15 protein-coding genes and 1 other RNA gene are annotated in these 16,325 nt (G+C 37.7%); 11 read left to right on the forward strand and 5 right to left on the reverse strand.

Features of this window, described 5'->3' with window-relative positions; translation table 11 throughout:
- The first annotated feature begins 62 nt into the window (after positions 1–62).
- The 10 genes from frr to lpxA are packed head-to-tail and all read left to right on the forward strand — an operon-like array spanning position 63 to position 10,206.
- Positions 63–617, forward strand: a complete 555-nt coding sequence (gene frr / locus AC4CVF_RS06470) for a ribosome recycling factor (protein ID WP_004719727.1) — start codon at positions 63–65, stop codon at positions 615–617.
- Between the two features lie 7 nt (positions 618–624).
- Positions 625–1,377, forward strand: a complete 753-nt coding sequence (gene uppS, locus AC4CVF_RS06475; RefSeq protein ID WP_336950799.1) for a polyprenyl diphosphate synthase — start codon at positions 625–627, stop codon at positions 1,375–1,377.
- A complete protein-coding gene (locus AC4CVF_RS06480) occupies positions 1,377–2,201 on the forward strand; it encodes a phosphatidate cytidylyltransferase (protein ID WP_336950800.1) in 825 nt (274 codons plus the stop codon). The genes uppS and AC4CVF_RS06480 overlap by 1 nt, the downstream gene beginning before the upstream one ends.
- A complete protein-coding gene (gene ispC, locus AC4CVF_RS06485) occupies positions 2,202–3,398 on the forward strand; it encodes a 1-deoxy-D-xylulose-5-phosphate reductoisomerase (RefSeq protein ID WP_336950801.1) in 1,197 nt (398 codons plus the stop codon). It begins immediately after the preceding gene.
- Positions 3,399–3,400: 2 nt separating this feature from the next.
- Complete coding sequence (gene rseP / locus AC4CVF_RS06490) at positions 3,401–4,756, forward strand: RIP metalloprotease RseP (RefSeq protein WP_490789104.1); 1,356 nt, start codon at positions 3,401–3,403, stop codon at positions 4,754–4,756.
- A 36-nt stretch (positions 4,757–4,792) separates the two neighbouring features.
- Complete coding sequence (gene bamA / locus AC4CVF_RS06495) at positions 4,793–7,330, forward strand: outer membrane protein assembly factor BamA (RefSeq protein WP_336950803.1); 2,538 nt, start codon at positions 4,793–4,795, stop codon at positions 7,328–7,330.
- Between the two features lie 43 nt (positions 7,331–7,373).
- Positions 7,374–7,859 (forward strand): OmpH/Skp family outer membrane protein, encoded by a 486-nt coding sequence (locus AC4CVF_RS06500; RefSeq protein WP_336950804.1) that lies wholly within the window; start codon positions 7,374–7,376, stop codon positions 7,857–7,859.
- 3 nt (positions 7,860–7,862) lie between these two features.
- Complete coding sequence (gene lpxD / locus AC4CVF_RS06505; RefSeq protein WP_490789105.1) at positions 7,863–8,933, forward strand: UDP-3-O-(3-hydroxymyristoyl)glucosamine N-acyltransferase; 1,071 nt, start codon at positions 7,863–7,865, stop codon at positions 8,931–8,933.
- Positions 8,934–8,935: 2 nt separating this feature from the next.
- Complete coding sequence (gene fabZ, locus AC4CVF_RS06510) at positions 8,936–9,421, forward strand: 3-hydroxyacyl-ACP dehydratase FabZ (protein ID WP_004719745.1); 486 nt, start codon at positions 8,936–8,938, stop codon at positions 9,419–9,421.
- Entirely contained in the window at positions 9,418–10,206 is a 789-nt protein-coding gene (gene lpxA / locus AC4CVF_RS06515; RefSeq protein ID WP_336950806.1) for an acyl-ACP--UDP-N-acetylglucosamine O-acyltransferase, read from the forward strand. The genes fabZ and lpxA overlap by 4 nt, the downstream gene beginning before the upstream one ends.
- Positions 10,207–10,274: 68 nt before the next feature.
- Here the strand turns inward: lpxA and AC4CVF_RS06520 are convergent, their stop codons facing one another.
- Positions 10,275–11,132: a YbgF trimerization domain-containing protein gene (locus tag AC4CVF_RS06520; protein WP_336950807.1), complete on the reverse strand. Its 858-nt coding sequence runs from the start codon at positions 11,130–11,132 to the stop codon at positions 10,275–10,277.
- A gap of 382 nt (positions 11,133–11,514) precedes the next feature.
- On the opposite strand from AC4CVF_RS06520, the gene ffs reads away from it, so the two are divergent.
- Positions 11,515–11,611: signal recognition particle sRNA small type (gene ffs, locus AC4CVF_RS06525), an RNA gene on the forward strand.
- A gap of 383 nt (positions 11,612–11,994) precedes the next feature.
- Here ffs and AC4CVF_RS06530 read toward each other — a convergent pair.
- From AC4CVF_RS06530 to recA, 4 genes are all read right to left on the reverse strand, one after another.
- Positions 11,995–12,621: a regulatory protein RecX gene (locus AC4CVF_RS06530; RefSeq protein WP_419820327.1), complete on the reverse strand. Its 627-nt coding sequence runs from the start codon at positions 12,619–12,621 to the stop codon at positions 11,995–11,997.
- Positions 12,622–12,824: 203 nt separating this feature from the next.
- A complete protein-coding gene (locus AC4CVF_RS06535) occupies positions 12,825–14,255 on the reverse strand; it encodes a class I adenylate-forming enzyme family protein (RefSeq protein WP_490789106.1) in 1,431 nt (476 codons plus the stop codon).
- Between the two features lies 1 nt (position 14,256).
- On the reverse strand, positions 14,257–15,105 hold the full coding sequence (locus AC4CVF_RS06540; protein ID WP_490789107.1) for an SDR family NAD(P)-dependent oxidoreductase: 849 nt from the start codon (positions 15,103–15,105) through the stop codon (positions 14,257–14,259).
- Positions 15,106–15,250: 145 nt separating this feature from the next.
- Positions 15,251–16,294 (reverse strand): recombinase RecA, encoded by a 1,044-nt coding sequence (gene recA / locus AC4CVF_RS06545; protein ID WP_336950811.1) that lies wholly within the window; start codon positions 16,292–16,294, stop codon positions 15,251–15,253.
- Between the last annotated feature and the right edge of the window lie 31 nt (positions 16,295–16,325).

The following is a 16,325-nucleotide window of genomic DNA, read 5'->3' on the forward strand; positions in this document are numbered from 1 at the left end:
GTCTGTTTATGAAATGTCACTAGACCTCATACACATTTAGATAAATAAGTAAGGAAGATCATATGATTAACGATCTTAAAAAAGACGCAGAAGACCGTATGAACAAGTCATTGGAGTCTTTGGAACATGGTTTTGCAAAGGTTCGTACAGGTCGTGCGCATCCATCTATTTTGAATGGGGTTATGGTTCCTTACTATGGGTCTGACGTGCCGTTAAATCAAGTAGCTAACGTGGGTGTTGAAGATTCGCGTACCTTATTGGTACAACCATTTGAACGTTCAATGGTGTCTGCAATTGATAAAGCTATCCGTGAATCGGATTTAGGTTTAAATCCAGTAACGGCTGACGCGATTCGCGTGCCAATGGCGGCTTTAACAGAAGAAACACGTAAAGATATGCAGAAAGTTGCGCGTAATGAAGCAGAAAATGCCAAAGTTGCGATTCGTAATATTCGTCGTGATGTTTTAGGCGATATCAAATCATTGTTAAAAGATAAAGAAATTTCTGAAGATGATGAGCGTCGTGCAGGTGATGATATTCAAAAAATTACGGATAAATTTGTTGCTGAAGTAGACAAACGTCTTGCTGCGAAAGAAGCTGAATTGATGAAGGTCTAAGATTTAAATGACCACATCTGAAGACAATCATCTTCCAAAACATGTTGCCATCATCATGGATGGCAACAATCGTTTTGCAAAAAAGAAACAACTGCAAAAAGGTGACGGACATCGTGAAGGTAAAAATGTCCTTGATCCGATTGTAGAGCATTGCCGTAAAGTGGGTGTTCAGGCGCTTACTGTATTTGCTTTTTCAAGTGAAAACTGGAATCGACCACAGTATGAAGTTGATTTGTTGATGAAGTTGTTGGAAGACACAATTAATGAACAAATTCCACGAATGGAAAAATTTGAAATTTCGTTGAGATTTATTGGTGATCGTAGTCGGCTTTCTCCACAGCTACGTGAATTAATGTTGCATGCTGAACAAAGGACTGCTAAGTTCAGTAACATGACTTTAACGATTGCAATTAGTTATGGTGGTATGTGGGATATCGCAGATACTGCTCGACAACTTGCACAACAGGTTAAAGATCAACAAATTGATGTGAATCAAATCAATACTGAGTTATTTGCACAACAAATAAGTTTGGGGGATTTGCCACCCGTGGATTTATTGATTCGTACAGGCGGTGATTACCGATTGTCTAATTTCTTGCTGTGGCAGGCTGCATATGCTGAGTTATACTTTACTGAGACATTATGGCCAGAATTTACAGTACAAGAGTTGGATCATGCGTTCAATATTTTTTCAGGGCGTGAAAGACGTTTCGGAAAAACCTCTGAACAAATTCAACAAGAACATATAGAGAATTTATAATGTTAGAGCGGATTATAACCGCATTGGTCTTGGTTGCCGTTGTGCTGAGTTGTATGTTTGCAACTAAATCTCAATATCCAATGTTAGTGTTAATGATTATCGCAGCTGGGGCAGCAGGTTATGAGTGGTTTAAACTCATGCCACATGAGTCTGACCATGTGAAGAAAATTAAAGCTGCTGGATTTGGTTTATTGACCGCTTTTTTTTCGGGGTTAGCATTATATTTTAATGATTTGGCGCTTATTCTTTGGAGTGCCTCTATTCTCACTTGGTTGTGTAGTCTGTATTGGGTTAAACATTATCCTGAATACGATGGCTGGTATAATATTACTTTAAATGTTGTTGGCTTGGTTTTAATCAGCGCAGCAGTTACTGCTATTTTTGAAGTTTGGAAAAGCTCGCCTTGGTGGTTAATGTATCTGTTCTTGTTGGTTTGGGGTGCAGATAGTGGTGCATATTTTGTTGGGCGAAAATTTGGTAAACGTAAACTTGCACCCGATGTGAGTCCAAACAAATCAATTGAAGGCTTGTTTGGTGGGATTCTCACTGTTGCGATTGTGATCATTGTTGTTCAATCAATTTACCTACATTTAACGCTTCCACAACATATTCTTTTCCTGGTTTTGTCTATTGTGACTGTGTTTAGTTCTGTGTTAGGTGACTTGTTTGAATCTATGATCAAACGTCGTGCAGGAATTAAAGACTCAGGCCGTATCCTTCCAGGGCATGGTGGAGTGCTTGATCGTATCGATTCATTGCTTGCTGCGGCTCCGTTCTTTGCAGCTGGTATGTATGTTTTAAAACTTATTGGTGTAGATTTATAGATGTCACAATCTGTTTGTATTTTAGGTGTTACAGGTTCTATTGGGCGCAGTACTTTAAAAATTTTACAACAGCATTCGGACCAGTATTCTGTTTTTGCGGTAACTGGATTTAGTCGAATAAAAGAACTTAGTGAAATATGCAAACAGTATCGACCGAAATGTGTTGTTGTACCATCAGATAAAGTAGATGAGTTACAACAACTACTAAATACACATAATATTTTTGATATCGAAATACTGACAGACGAGGCAGGGCTTATCACCGTATCGGAACATCCTGATGTGGATGTAGTGATGGCTGCAATTGTTGGTGCAGCAGGTTTATTGCCTACTTTAGCCGCAGTGAAAGCAGGTAAGCGCGTTTTACTTGCAAACAAAGAGGCATTGGTGATGTCTGGTGACATCATGCTTCAAGCGGCTAAAGAGCATCATGCTTTATTGCTACCAGTGGACTCTGAACATAATGCTATTTTTCAATGCCTTCCTCAAAACTATTTACAGATTCAACCCAATGGTGAGCCTCAATTAGGGGTGAAGCAAGTATTGTTGACTGCTTCAGGCGGTCCATTTTTAAATTTTAGTTTAGAACAATTAAAAACTGTAACACCTGCACAAGCCTGTAAGCATCCAAATTGGTCTATGGGGCAAAAAATTTCGGTAGATTCTGCAACCCTGATGAATAAAGGTTTAGAATTGATCGAAGCATGTCATTTATTTTCAATTAAAGAACAATTTGTTACAGTTGTTGTTCATCCACAAAGTATTATTCATTCAATGGTTCAATATGTGGATGGTTCAACTTTGGCACAAATGGGTAATCCTGATATGTGTACGCCGATTGCGCATGCACTTGCATGGCCTGAGCGGATTCAAACTCATGTCCCGCCTCTGGATTTATTCGTCCATTCACAACTCGACTTTCAAGCGCCAGATATTATTCGTTTTCCATCGCTTAAGCTGGCTCGACATGCGATGCAGGCGGGCGGATTAGCACCCTCTATTCTCAATGCTGCAAATGAAATTGCTGTTAGTGCTTTTTTACAGCAAAAAATTGCATTCTTAGAAATTTCACAAGTGGTTGAACATACATTAAATCAAGTTCAAAATGGGTTAGCAGATTCGATTGAGACGATTTTGCAGACAGATCAACTTGCACGCCAAGTTGCTTCACAACGCATTACACAATTGGGAAGCTGATCATGAATGTTTTATTTATCATTGTTGCTGCCATATTTTTACTTGGTCCACTGATTGCGATTCATGAGTTTGGGCATTATTGGGTTGCGCGTAAGCTTGGTGTAAAAGTACTGGTCTATTCTATTGGTTTTGGTCCAACTTTGTTGAAATGGACATCGAAAAAATCAGGTATCCAATATCAACTTTCGGCATTACCACTGGGTGGCTATGTCAAAATGTTAGATGAGCGTGAGGGTAATGTTAGTGCGGAAGATTTACCGTTAGCATTTAACCGTCAAGCACCATGGAAACGTATAGCGATTGTTGCTGCAGGACCATTGATCAATTTAATTTTTGCAATTTTCTTGTTTTGGATTTTATTTCTTCCTGCGCAAGAGCAATTAAATACTCGTGTTGGTGCTATTTTGCCCAATACCCCTGCTGCAACAGCTCAAATGCAGATTGGTGATAAAATTGTTGCTGTAGATGGAACAGATACCACGACTTGGGAAAAACTTAATTATGCAATCGTTGATCGTGTTGGTGAAACTGGTCATATCGATGTTCAAGTTGAGCGTAATGGTCAGCCTCAAAGTTTTGCTCTACCCATCAAAAATTTCTTAAAAGATCAAAGTCAGTCACCTTTTGATGTACTGGGTTTTACCCCATATCGTCCGCAAATCCCTGCAACTGTTTATAAGTTAAGTAGCGATGGCGCTGCGTTTCGTCAAGGAATGAAAGAGGGTGATCAAATCATTTCAATCAATCAAGTGAAAATGAAAGATTGGTTTGATGTGGTAGATGTGGTACAAAAATCACCTGAAAAGTTACTTAAAGTTGATGTGTTGCGCCAAGGACAGATTGTACATTTACAAGTAATGCCACAAGGTAAACGTGACAATATGGGAAATGTAACAGGTATGTTGGGTGTACAAGCGCAGACTGATAAACTGACAATTCCTACTGAATATAAACAAACAATTCAATATAATCCTGCTGAAGCATTTGTTGTTGCTGTTGAAAAGACCGGGCAACTTTCTGCAATGATTTTGAATTCTATGGTGAAGATGGTTCGTGGTTTAATTGGCTTAGATAATTTATCAGGTCCAATTACAATTGCCAAAGTCGCTGGTCAAAGAGCTGAAATGGGATGGCAGACATTTATTTCGTTTATGGCTTTGATGAGTGTGAGTTTGGGGATCTTGAATTTACTACCTATTCCAATGCTAGATGGTGGTCATTTGGTTTATTACATTATTGAATTAATTCGTGGTAAGCCTGTTTCTGAACAAATACAATTGGTTGGGTTAAAAATTGGTATGGTACTGCTAGGTAGCATGATGCTTCTAGCAATATTTAATGATTTTATGCGTTTATAACGCAATTGTGGATTAACTTACTGGAAAATAATAGGCATGCAGCACTCACATTTATTTATGCCATTAGCGCTCGTTAGTGCGATGGCAGCTGTACAGCAAGTACAAGCGGCAGATGAGTTCATTGCACGTGATATCCGTGTGGATGGCTTGGTTCGTTTAACGCAACAAAATGTTCTTGCACTTTTACCAATAAATAGTGGTGACCGTGTCAATGATCCTGCAATTGCGGATTCAATTCGTGCTTTGTATGCTTCAAATCTTTTTGATGATATACAAGCATCTAACCAAGACGGTATCTTGGTGTTTAAAGTGATTGAACGTCCAGTAATTTCAAAAATTAATTTTAAAGGAAATAAACTGATTCCCAAAGAAGCTTTGGCGGATGGTTTAAAGAAGATGGGCTTGGCTGAAGGCGAAGTGCTTAAAAAGTCTGCATTACAAACCTTAGAAACTGAGTTAGAGCAACAATATGCTCAACAAGGTCGTTATGATGCAGATATTAAAGTTGAACAAGTTGCTCAGCCAAATAACCGCGTCGAATTGAATATTAATTTTAATGAAGGGAAACCTGCAAAAGTTTTTGATATCAATATTATTGGTAATACCGTATTTAAAGAAGACGAAATTAAACAAGCGTTTGCGGTAAAAGAAAGTGGCTGGTTATCGGTAATTTCTCGAAATGATCGTTATGCACGCGAAAAAATGTCAGCAAGTCTAGAGTCATTACGTGCGTTATATCTCAATAAAGGTTATATCAATTTTGATATTAACAGTTCAAATTTGAATCTTAGTGAAGATAAAAAACATATCTTTATTGAAGTTTCAGTGAATGAAGGCGAGCAGTTTAAATTTGGTGAATCTAAATTTTTAGGTGATGCACTTTATAAAACTGAAGATTTGAAAGCGTTGCAAATCTATAAAGATGGGACAACTTATTCTCAAGAAAAAGTGAATGCTGTAAAACAGTTACTTTTACGTAAATATGGTAATGCAGGTTACTATTATGCAGAAGTAAATGTAGTTCCTGAAATTAATAATGAAACGCATGTAGTTGATTTAAATTATTATATTAATCCTGGTCAACAAGTAACTGTACGTCGTATTAACTTTACTGGTAATACCAAAACTGCGGATGAAGTATTACGTCGTGAAATGCGTCAAATGGAAGGTGCTTTAGCGAGTAATGAAAAAATTGACTTGTCTAAAGTTCGTTTAGAACGTACTGGTTTCTTTAGTAAAGTTGATGTTAAGCCTGTTCGCGTACCGAACTTGCCAGATCAAATGGACTTGAATATTGATGTTGAAGAACAGCATTCTGGTACCAGTACATTGGCAGTGGGTTACTCTCAGAATGGTGGTATCACATTCCAAGCAGGTTTAAGCCAAACTAACTTTATGGGAACAGGTAATCGTGTTGCTATCGATTTATCTCGTTCAGAAACTCAAGATTATTATAACTTAAGTGTGACAGATCCATACTTTACCATAGATGGTGTTAGTCGTGGTTATAATATGTACTATCGTAAAACCAAGTTAAATGATGACTATAACGTTAACAACTATGTGACGGATAGTATTGGTGGTGGTATTACTTTTGGTTATCCAATTGACGAGAACCAAAATATTAGTGCGGGTCTAAACATTGACCAAACTAAAGTAACTACCGGTGCTTATGTTTCAACTTATGTACGTGATTATTTGCTAGCAAATGGTGGCAAGCAAACGCATACTTCAACATATTGTACAGTTGATTTAGAACCACTTTATGAGGACCCAAAAGATCCTAGTAAAATAACGGGTTATAAAGACTGTCCTGCTGATAAGTTATCTCCATATGGTGATGCATTTGAAGGTAAATATCTAACTTATAATTTAAATTTAGGTTGGTCATATAATACATTGAATCGTCCAATTTTCCCTACCAATGGTACAGCACATCGTATCAATGCTGAAATTGCATTACCAGGTAGTGATGTTGAATATCAAAAAGTCACATATGATGCGCAAACTTATTTCCCATTAGGTCGTGATTTTGTATTACGTGGCTATGGTAAGTTAGGTTATGGTAATGATTTACCCTTCTATAAAAACTTTTATGCAGGTGGTTTTGGCTCGGTTCGTGGTTATGACAATAGTACATTGGGACCCAAATATCCTGGTGTAACGTATAATGAAAGAAAAACCAAAGATTACGATCCTGAAGAAGTCGGTGGTAATGCTTTAGTACAATTTGGTACAGAGTTGGCTTTACCAGTGCCATTTAAAGGTGATTGGGCACGTCAGATTCGCCCTGTGATTTTTGCTGAAGGTGCGCAAGTTTTTGATACAAATTGTAGTACTGCTACAGGTAAATTATATTGGCAAGGTGGTGACACTGATCAAGGTGTTGATGCTAAAAAGTACTGTAAAGATAACTATGATTTTGACTTTGGTAACATGCGTTATAGCGTGGGTGTAGGCTTTACTTGGATTACCATGATTGGCCCGCTTTCGTTGAGTTATGCATTCCCACTGAATGACAAACCGGGCGATGAAACTAAAAATATTCAATTCGAGATTGGTCGTACTTTCTAAGTGCGATCTTTTTACGAGATTTAACTTAATATAAGGAACAATGATGAAAACAATGAAAATGGCCATTATGGGCTTGGGTTTAGGTTTTGCTGGATTGGTTCAAGCAGCTGGTTTTGGTGTAGTTGATCTAGAAAAAGTTGTAGAAAGTAGCAGCTACTTAAAGCAACAGAATGCAAGTTTAGAACAATCGGTTAAACCGCAAACCACGAAGCTTGAACAAATCACCAAAGATATTGAAGCATTGAAACAAAAAGCACAGGCTCAAGGTGCAAATGTTCAGCAAATTAATGCGCAGTATCAAGCAAAAGTGAATGAATTCCAAACGATTCAGCAAGGTGTTCAGGCTAAAGTACAAAGTACAATTCAAAATACTAATGCGACTTTTGAGGCTCGTGTAAAGCAAGTTGCTGAACAATTGCGCCAAGAAGGTGGATTAGACTTTGTTTTGAATAAAAATTCAGCACTAGCTTATGACGCAAAGAGTGATTTAACTGCTAAAATGATCCAAAAGGTTAATGCAATTAAATAATCAATGAAATCAAATCGTTTTCATCTCGATGAATTAGCTCAGCTTGTACAAGGTGAGCTAATTGGTCAAGCCAATTTTGTTTTAGATGGGCTTGCAAGTTTAGAACATGCGCAATCCAATCATATTTCTTTTGTAAATAACGACAAATATTTGAATGAAGCTCAAAACTCTAAAGCCGGTGCTTTGATTGTCACGGCCGAGTTAAAAGAACAGCTTACAAATTGCCAGAATTTTATTGTTGTTGCCAATCCCTATCTCGCTTTTGCAATTTTAACCCATCAATTTGAAGTTAAAATAAGTAAACGGGGGATCGAAAGTACTGCACAAATCTCTCCTTCAGCAATTATTGCAGATGATGCGTATATTGGTCATTATGTTGTGATTGGTAATGATTGTGTGGTGGGTGCAAATACAATTATCCAATCGCAAAGCAAAATTGACGATGGTGTTGAAATTGGCAAAGACAGTTTCATTGACTCTCATGTGCTGATCACAGGTCAAACAAAAATCGCAGATCGTGTTCGAATTCATTCTAATACCGCTATTGGTGGAGAGGGCTTCGGTTTTGCTCCCTATCAAGGAAAGTGGAATCGTATTGCTCAATTGGGTTCTGTACGTATTGGAAATGATGTCCGTATAGGTTCAAATTGTAGTATTGATCGTGGTGCTTTGGACGATACAATCATTCATGATGGTGTCATTATTGATAACCTTGTGCAAATCGCCCATAACGTGCAGATTGGCGAGAATACTGCCATCGCAGCTAAGTGTGGTATTGCGGGAAGTACCATTATTGGCAAAAAATGTGTTCTTGCGGGTGCTGTTGGTATCGTAGGGCATTTAAAAATCACGGATAATGTTACGATTACTGGAATGTCAATAGTCACAAAAAGTATTTCTGAAGCGGGTTCTTATTCTTCAGGTACTGGACAGTTTGAAACAAATCATTGGAAAAGAACGGTTGTTCGCTTAAGACAATTAGCAGATGTGCCATTGACCAAACTGGTGAAACAAATAGATCATATGCAGGCTCAAATTGAGTCCATTGAATCAACTTTAAAGTCGCGTAAATAATTATGACTGAGTCTAAATCTCTACCTTTTACGGTTCCTGAATTACCAATGCAAACCCAAACGATTCGCGAATATTTGCCACATCGTTATCCATTTTTGCTTGTCGATCGTGTAACTGAAGTTACAGAGAATGGGATTGTAGGATACAAAAACGTTTCAATTAATGAAGAATTTATGCAGGGTCATTTCCCAGGCTATCCAATTATGCCGGGTGTTTTGATCGTTGAGGCGATGGCACAAGTTTCTGGTGTGCTCGGTTTTATCATGAATAATGAAAAGCCAAGACCAGGTTCTTTGTTCTTATTCGCTGGTGCTGAAAAAATACGATTTAAAAAACAAGTCGTACCAGGTGACCAACTCGTGCTAAAATCTGAATTACTCATGCAAAAACGTGGCATTTACAAGTATTTATGTACTGCCAGTGTTGACGGCGTGGTAGCAGCAACCGCTGAAATTATCATTTCTCATCAGAAATTAGAGCAGGCATGAGCAGTAACGACTTAATCCACCCAACCGCTATTATTGACTCTTCTGCAGTGATAGCACCAGATGTCCAAATTGGACCATATTGTATTATTGGTCCGCAAGTGACGATTGGTGCTGGTACCAAACTTCACTCACATGTTGTGATTGGAGGTTATACACGTATTGGTGAAAATAACGATATTTTCCAATTCGCAAGTGTAGGTGAAATTTGTCAAGATTTAAAATACCAGGGTGAAGAAACTTGGTTAGAAATTGGCGACAATAACAAAATCCGTGAACATTGCAGCTTACATCGTGGCACTGTTCAAGATCGAGGTCTAACCAAAATAGGGAACAATAACCTATTGATGGTGAATACACACATTGCACATGATTGTTTGATTGGAAATAACAATATTTTTGCAAATAATGTAGGCATCGCTGGTCATGTGCACATTGGCGATTTCGTCATTGTGGGCGGGAACTCAGGTATCCATCAATTCTGTAAGATTGATTCTTATAGTATGATTGGTGGCGCATCATTGATTCTTAAAGATGTTCCCGCTTATGTCATGGTTTCAGGCAATCCTGCGCATGCCTATGGTATGAACGTAGAAGGGATGCGCCGTAAAGGCTGGTCTAAGAATGTGATTCAAGGCTTAAGAGAGTCGTTTAAATTGATCTATAAAGAGAGTTTAACCACTGAGCAAGCCATTGAAAAAATTCGTCAAGAGATCCTTCCAGAAGTTGAAGAAGTCCAGTTATTGATTGATTCAGTATTAGAATCTAAGCGCGGTATCGTGCGTTAATTGTTAATGATTCCAAAAAATGCCTCATAGTTGAGGCATTTTTTTTGTTTAAGCTATAAATAAGATTGTTAGCCTTTTTTGAAAAAACCAGCTTCTTCTGATTTAGGGTAAGTGCTTAACAGTTTATTTTTATAGACATTCGCAGTTTGGGTATTCTTGTTGACATCTTTGGCAATACTATAAAGTTGGTATAAGGCACGTGGTGCTTTAGATGAGTTTGGAAATTTAGCTGCCACAATTTCATAGTTTTTCTTGGCGTCATTATAGTTTGGCGGATCAATTGCCAATTGAAACTCAGCTAACCAGAAATAAGCATTTCCAGTATAAATACTGTTTGGATAGTTTTTAATAAAGTTTTGCATAGGAGCAATGGCTTGTTTTGCACCGCCTTTTTTATACGCATCTAAAGCGATAGTATAGGCAGCTTTTTCGAGTGCAACAGGATCGCTGGTATTATTGCCACTATCGGTGGTTGGTGTTGCTGAATTTTGTGCCGTTGTCGGTACTGGGCTATTTGTCGTAGCTTTCTTTGTCGAAGTTGTTTGATCAGTTGTGTTTGAACTATCGACAGGCGCATTTTCAGCGGGGGCTTGTTCTGGTTGATTGCTCTCAGGTTCAAGCTTTTGATTGAGAAGTTCAAGACGCTGGTCTAAATCGGTATAGCGGTTGGTGAGTTCTTTGTTTAATTGATCGATGGCATGATCTTGTTCTTCAATCTTGCCACGTAATTCACGAATTTGATTTTCTAATTGTTGATTCTTTTGTATTAAATCCCAATTCATATTTCCAGCAATGGGTGCTGGTGAATTTGCTACATCATTTCGCGATGATGCAGTATCACTTAATCCACGAGATTCTATAGGAATTGCATATAAAGATGCTGAACTGAGTAAAGCAATAGAAAACAGAGCATGCTTTTTTAGCATAATTTAAAATCCATCAAAGTCAAAATTTTTCAAATAGGTTGATATGGGCTATTTGAAAATCAATAATTGTTATCATTAAAAACGGCTAGGGGCGGAATTGCAAGATGCTTTTACAATCTTCAGCTAATTCTAATGCAATATGAAGCTTTTTTGTATTTTAACGCTTGTAATTTATGAAGTAGTGCTGAGAAAAAAATCAGTAAAATATTAACGGATGCTTGATAAGTTTAATGGGCTATTGAAAAGAAAGTTAGAATTACTGTTAAAAATTAACCATATTGATGATGAAATAAGCAAACGAATGAATAACTTGAGAAAATCACAATGTTAGGCTTGAAAGAAAATTAAAAATCTCTATACTCTGTTCTTGCAATGGTAGCCCTGCTGGTGGTTTCGCAATTGTACTCTGAAAACCCCGCCAGGACCGGAAGGTAGCAACGGTATCAGAAATACGATGTGCCGAAATTTTGCTAGTAGGGCTGCCACCAGATTTCTAAATTTACCAATAATAATAACTCAATATATCCATTCAATTTATATGCTACATTTTAAAACCATCTCTGCTATTTAATCCCTGAAAATTTATATTCTCAATCTTTAGACCCTCTTATTTAATTCAACCATCATTTTTTAGTCGTGACTAAAGATCTATCGCCCTTATTGAGCTTGTATTGAAAATACGCATATAGTTTTATGGATGAATGAAATGCTAGCTTGTGCAGGGCTAAAAGATATTGCATCTGCTTAGAATTTATAAGAAATCGAAAGTGAGAAGGGAATTCTATCAATAGATTTTCAGCCTAAGATTTTCAACTTACCTTTAAATGAAAAGTTTATTTGGAATTGTATCGACTGACCCTCATCAATCATCACTTGGTTTTTTTGAAATTGCTTTCATAATCGCATCCATTTCAAACCCACGATATTGTAAAAAGCGAATTTGTTTGGCTTTAATTTTTGGATCCTTGCTGACCTCTGTGCCATATTTCTTAACTTTCAATTGATAGGCTTGTTCATACCAATCAATTTCTGCAATATCCTCTTGTACCAAGGCTTTATCCAGTTGTTTGGCACGTAAAGCCAGTTTGATTCGATTCGGGCCTTTACCTCTACGGACTTGGCTACGTACAGTCATTTCCGCTACGCGTTGGTCACTTTGGTAGTTATTTGCTGACAACTCATCAACCAAAGTTAAAACCTCTTCACGGCTTTGTGCATAGGTCATCAGCTTTTCAATCAGATCAGCTTTGGAATATTCTTTTCGAGTCAACACAGCAAAAGCATAAGAACGCAAACGAGTACCGGTCAAGCCCTGTGGTTTGGGTGCAAGATCCTGTTCGGCATTAAAAGCGTGTTCATCATTTGCAATATTAGATTCAGGTTCTGCAGGTCGAGATGTAGAATGCTGATACTCTGTTGCTTCCTGTTCACCAAATTGCTGTTTGAGTTTTTGGTAATCTAACAATTTGGGAAATTTTGCTCGGCTCATAGCTATTGATAACAATCTATTTATTTCAGAGATAAATGCTAGTTTAGCTTTAATTCATTTTTTTAACAGTGCAAATGCTATACAGATGAATTTTACTCCTCCTAAATATCAAAGAGTCTAAGCAAGTATTAGAGGGGGAAGATAAACAGATATGAGGATTTAAATTTTTATTTAAAACGCTTCATGTCGAAGCTTAATAACGCCTAAACTGGCTTACCGATACTATCCGTTTCTATTCGGTCAATGATTCGAATTGATTTAGGGCGAAGGTAGCGAGGAGTTTGGCCGCTAATCCATAATTGTAATTCTTCAATATTCAGTACCTGATAGAGAATAATGTCTACTGCCAAGCATTGTCCAAGATCAGTATCATCTATAGCATAAGCGCGTGCATAGCTAATTGCGCTATGGGTATATAAAATATTTTCCAAGTCAATCGGGTAAACATTGACTCCACCGCAAATTAACATATCATCAGAGCGACCTTTTAAATAATAATAACCTTCAGCATCTTGTACGGCTAAATCTCCGCACTGTAGCCATTGATTCGGTGTAATTGACCAAGCACATTTGCTCCATAAAATACCGATATTGCCATTTTCTAAAGGCTGACCCGTAGAGTCGGCAATTTTAATTTGTACACCTTGAATAGCTTTTCCTATACTTTCTGGATTTCGTTTTAAATCAGTTGTTGTTGCCAAGAGGTTAATACCACTTTCAGAGCTGCCATAGAGATTGAACAGTTGTAGCTGAGGATAGTGTAGTAGCGCGTGTTTGACCAATTTCGCGCTTAAAGGCGCGCTACCTGTAATGATGTATTGTACTGAGCACAGAGGAGCATTCAGTTCAATTAAACGGTATAAAATAGTGGGCACTAAGTTTAAACAATCAATTTGATGGTGTTTAATCAGTTGCTTGGCAGATTGTGGATCAAAACGTTTTTGCAAAATCACAGTTTTATGAAAGCTCAGTGCCATCAAACTGGCAGTTAAACCTGCCGCATGGCAGAGCGGTGTCATCACAAAAATTTGCTTAATTTTAAAAAATTTTAGTTTCCTGAGCATGAGGTCTAACAAAGGTAAACTTTGTAGTGGTTTAGATTGCCTTGTCGCAACTTTAGGAATTCCTGTTGAACCAGAAGAACAGACACTTATTTTATTAAAATAAGTCGGTTTTATACGAAATTTCTGCTGAGTACTTGGTGGAGGAATAAGCGTAAAATTTTGGATATTGAGTTGAGTGAATGTATCTAAACCGCCAATAAGATGCAGTTGTTTCTGGTCAATTAAAGCTTGAAGTTTATGCTGTACGAGGCTGGGGTTAACGATAATGATATCTTTACCTAAACGGCTCAGTGCAAACAAGGCCGCTAAGCTATCTAGGTCTTGCTGCATCATTAAACCAATTTGTTGTGGAAGTTGCTTCGGACTATGTGGGTTTTGCCATGCACAAATAAGTTGGTCAGTTCTGTATTTTAATTCTAAAAAGCTAATTTGTTGATCATCAATAATAAATGCTGTTTTATTTTTTTGAATACGTGTTTGAACATCTAAAATACTATATAAATGAATACCATGTTGAATAGTGCTATAGCATAAACTTATGCACCATCTTAACCAAAAGAACCATTTCATCTTATAACTTTCGCTTGAGTAAATTTTTATAGAAATAATAAATCGGTGTGATCAACAATATTGAAGCAATCTGTGTAATTCCTAGCCACCATGGTTGCCATTGTCGTTTACGATAAATTAGGCACGCAAGAATTGCTTGAGCGGCGTCTTTTGCTTGCATCGCTGGCATTTGCTGATATTGTTTAGTGGGTAAAATCATTCGTGTACGGACTAAGGGTAAGTAGACTAAGCCTGCGTGTACTTCATAAACCGCCAATTCTGGTTGAATGGCAAGAATCCACTGTTGCATTGCTGTTTTCGAGGCTTGATAGGTTGACCAAAATGGCGGGGCAAATAGTTTGGTGTTGATGGTTGAAACCACAATAATTTGCCCTTGCTTGAGTTTTAAATCAGTTAACAATAAACGGGTAAGTTGGGCAGGGTTGATGTAATTAATTGCAATGGTTCGATCGATATCCTGTGGGCGATCTAAGCTATCCCAAATAGAGCGCTGAATTGATTTTCCTGCATTATGGATCAATACATCAATCTGAATATTGCGCGCTGTTAGGCTTTGAAAAATATGTTCTGCGGCATCGGATTGATATAAATCTGCACAGATGATTTCAATATGGCACTGATTAGATTCTAATTCACTTTTGAGTTGTACAAGCTTATCTGTACTACGTGCAATCAGCACAAGCGTGCATTGTGTATTGGATAACAGCCTTGCACATGCTTCACCAATCCCAAAACTTGCACCTGTAATTAAAATCGTTTTATTGCAGAAATGTTGATCCAGTATGTTTTCTTGAATTTGTGGGGCTCGAAAAAATAAAAATTCAGTGATTGTTCTGATTTTTTTATACATGATAATGATTAAGTCTGATTTATAGGGCTTTCGTTTAGTTATAACTGAAATTTATCTTAAATCAAAATGACTGTTGTTTAATTTGGTTTTTAGCATAAAAAAGCGCCTCGAAAGGCGCTTGATATACTTAAAATAAAGTTTTAATTTAAACATCTAAAAGATCAGGTTCTTCTTCTTTATCTTCTGCAGGTGCAGCATTGGCAGTGGTTAAAAGTTTTTCACGAATCATACGATCAAGATCTTGAGCCAATTGAGGATTTTCCTCTAAATGTCGAATGACATTGTTTTTACCTTGACCGATTTTGTCACCTTGATATGAATACCAAGCACCCGCTTTTTGTACGAGTTCTTGTGCAACAGCCAGATCAACTAATTCACCTAAATGGTTCACACCTTTACCATACATAATTTGGAAAAGTGCTTCACGGAAAGGAGGCGCCATTTTGTTTTTAACAACTTTGACTTTGGTTTCAGAACCTACAATTTCATCGCCTTCTTTAACTTGTCCAATACGACGAATATCTAAACGTACAGAAGCATAGAACTTCAATGCGTTACCACCAGTTGTGGTTTCAGGGCTACCAAACATAACCCCAATTTTCATACGAATCTGGTTAATGAAGATAACCATACAGTTTGAACGTTTGGCATTACCTGTGATTTTACGTAAAGCTTGGCTCATCAAACGTGCTTGTAGACCCATGTGAGAGTCACCCATTTCGCCTTCAATTTCGGCTTTAGGGGTTAACGCTGCTACAGAATCGACAACGATCATATCGACTGCACCCGAACGAACCAACATATCTGCGATTTCAAGTGCTTGTTCACCATTATCTGGTTGTGAAACTAAAAGGTTGTCTATATCTACCCCAAGTTTACGTGCATATTGTGGATCTAAAGCATGTTCCGCATCAATAAAGGCACATGTTCCACCTGCTTTTTGGCATTGCGCAATGGCTTGTAGCGTCATTGTCGTTTTACCAGAAGATTCAGGACCGTAAATTTCAACGATACGACCTTTTGGTAAGCCCCCAATACCCAATGCAATATCAAGTGTTAAAGAGCCTGTAGAAACTGCTTCAACCGCTTGAACAGTGTTATCACCTAAGCGCATCACTGTGTTTTTACCAAATTGTTTCTCAATTTGGCTCAGTGCCGCATTCAGTGCCTTGCTTTTGTTATCATCCATCTCGTAAACCTCAAACGATGTAATATCACTA

Source organism: Acinetobacter sp. LipI_19, from assembly GCF_058242925.1.

Bases quoted from the DNA above. Each gene is read 5' to 3' on its own strand.
- frr (WP_004719727.1), top strand. From the start codon at position 63: ATGATTAACGATCTTAAAAAAGACGCAGAAGACCGTATGAACAAGTCA.
- uppS (WP_336950799.1), top strand. From the start codon at position 625: ATGACCACATCTGAAGACAATCATCTTCCAAAACATGTTGCCATCATC.
- AC4CVF_RS06480 (WP_336950800.1), top strand. From the start codon at position 1,377: ATGTTAGAGCGGATTATAACCGCATTGGTCTTGGTTGCCGTTGTGCTG.
- ispC (WP_336950801.1), top strand. From the start codon at position 2,202: ATGTCACAATCTGTTTGTATTTTAGGTGTTACAGGTTCTATTGGGCGC.
- rseP (WP_490789104.1), top strand. From the start codon at position 3,401: ATGAATGTTTTATTTATCATTGTTGCTGCCATATTTTTACTTGGTCCA.
- bamA (WP_336950803.1), top strand. From the start codon at position 4,793: ATGCAGCACTCACATTTATTTATGCCATTAGCGCTCGTTAGTGCGATG.
- AC4CVF_RS06500 (WP_336950804.1), top strand. From the start codon at position 7,374: ATGAAAACAATGAAAATGGCCATTATGGGCTTGGGTTTAGGTTTTGCT.
- lpxD (WP_490789105.1), top strand. From the start codon at position 7,863: ATGAAATCAAATCGTTTTCATCTCGATGAATTAGCTCAGCTTGTACAA.
- fabZ (WP_004719745.1), top strand. From the start codon at position 8,936: ATGACTGAGTCTAAATCTCTACCTTTTACGGTTCCTGAATTACCAATG.
- lpxA (WP_336950806.1), top strand. From the start codon at position 9,418: ATGAGCAGTAACGACTTAATCCACCCAACCGCTATTATTGACTCTTCT.
- AC4CVF_RS06520 (WP_336950807.1), bottom strand. From the start codon at position 11,132: ATGCTAAAAAAGCATGCTCTGTTTTCTATTGCTTTACTCAGTTCAGCA.
- AC4CVF_RS06530 (WP_419820327.1), bottom strand. From the start codon at position 12,621: ATGAGCCGAGCAAAATTTCCCAAATTGTTAGATTACCAAAAACTCAAA.
- AC4CVF_RS06535 (WP_490789106.1), bottom strand. From the start codon at position 14,255: ATGAAATGGTTCTTTTGGTTAAGATGGTGCATAAGTTTATGCTATAGC.
- AC4CVF_RS06540 (WP_490789107.1), bottom strand. From the start codon at position 15,105: ATGTATAAAAAAATCAGAACAATCACTGAATTTTTATTTTTTCGAGCC.
- recA (WP_336950811.1), bottom strand. From the start codon at position 16,294: ATGGATGATAACAAAAGCAAGGCACTGAATGCGGCACTGAGCCAAATT.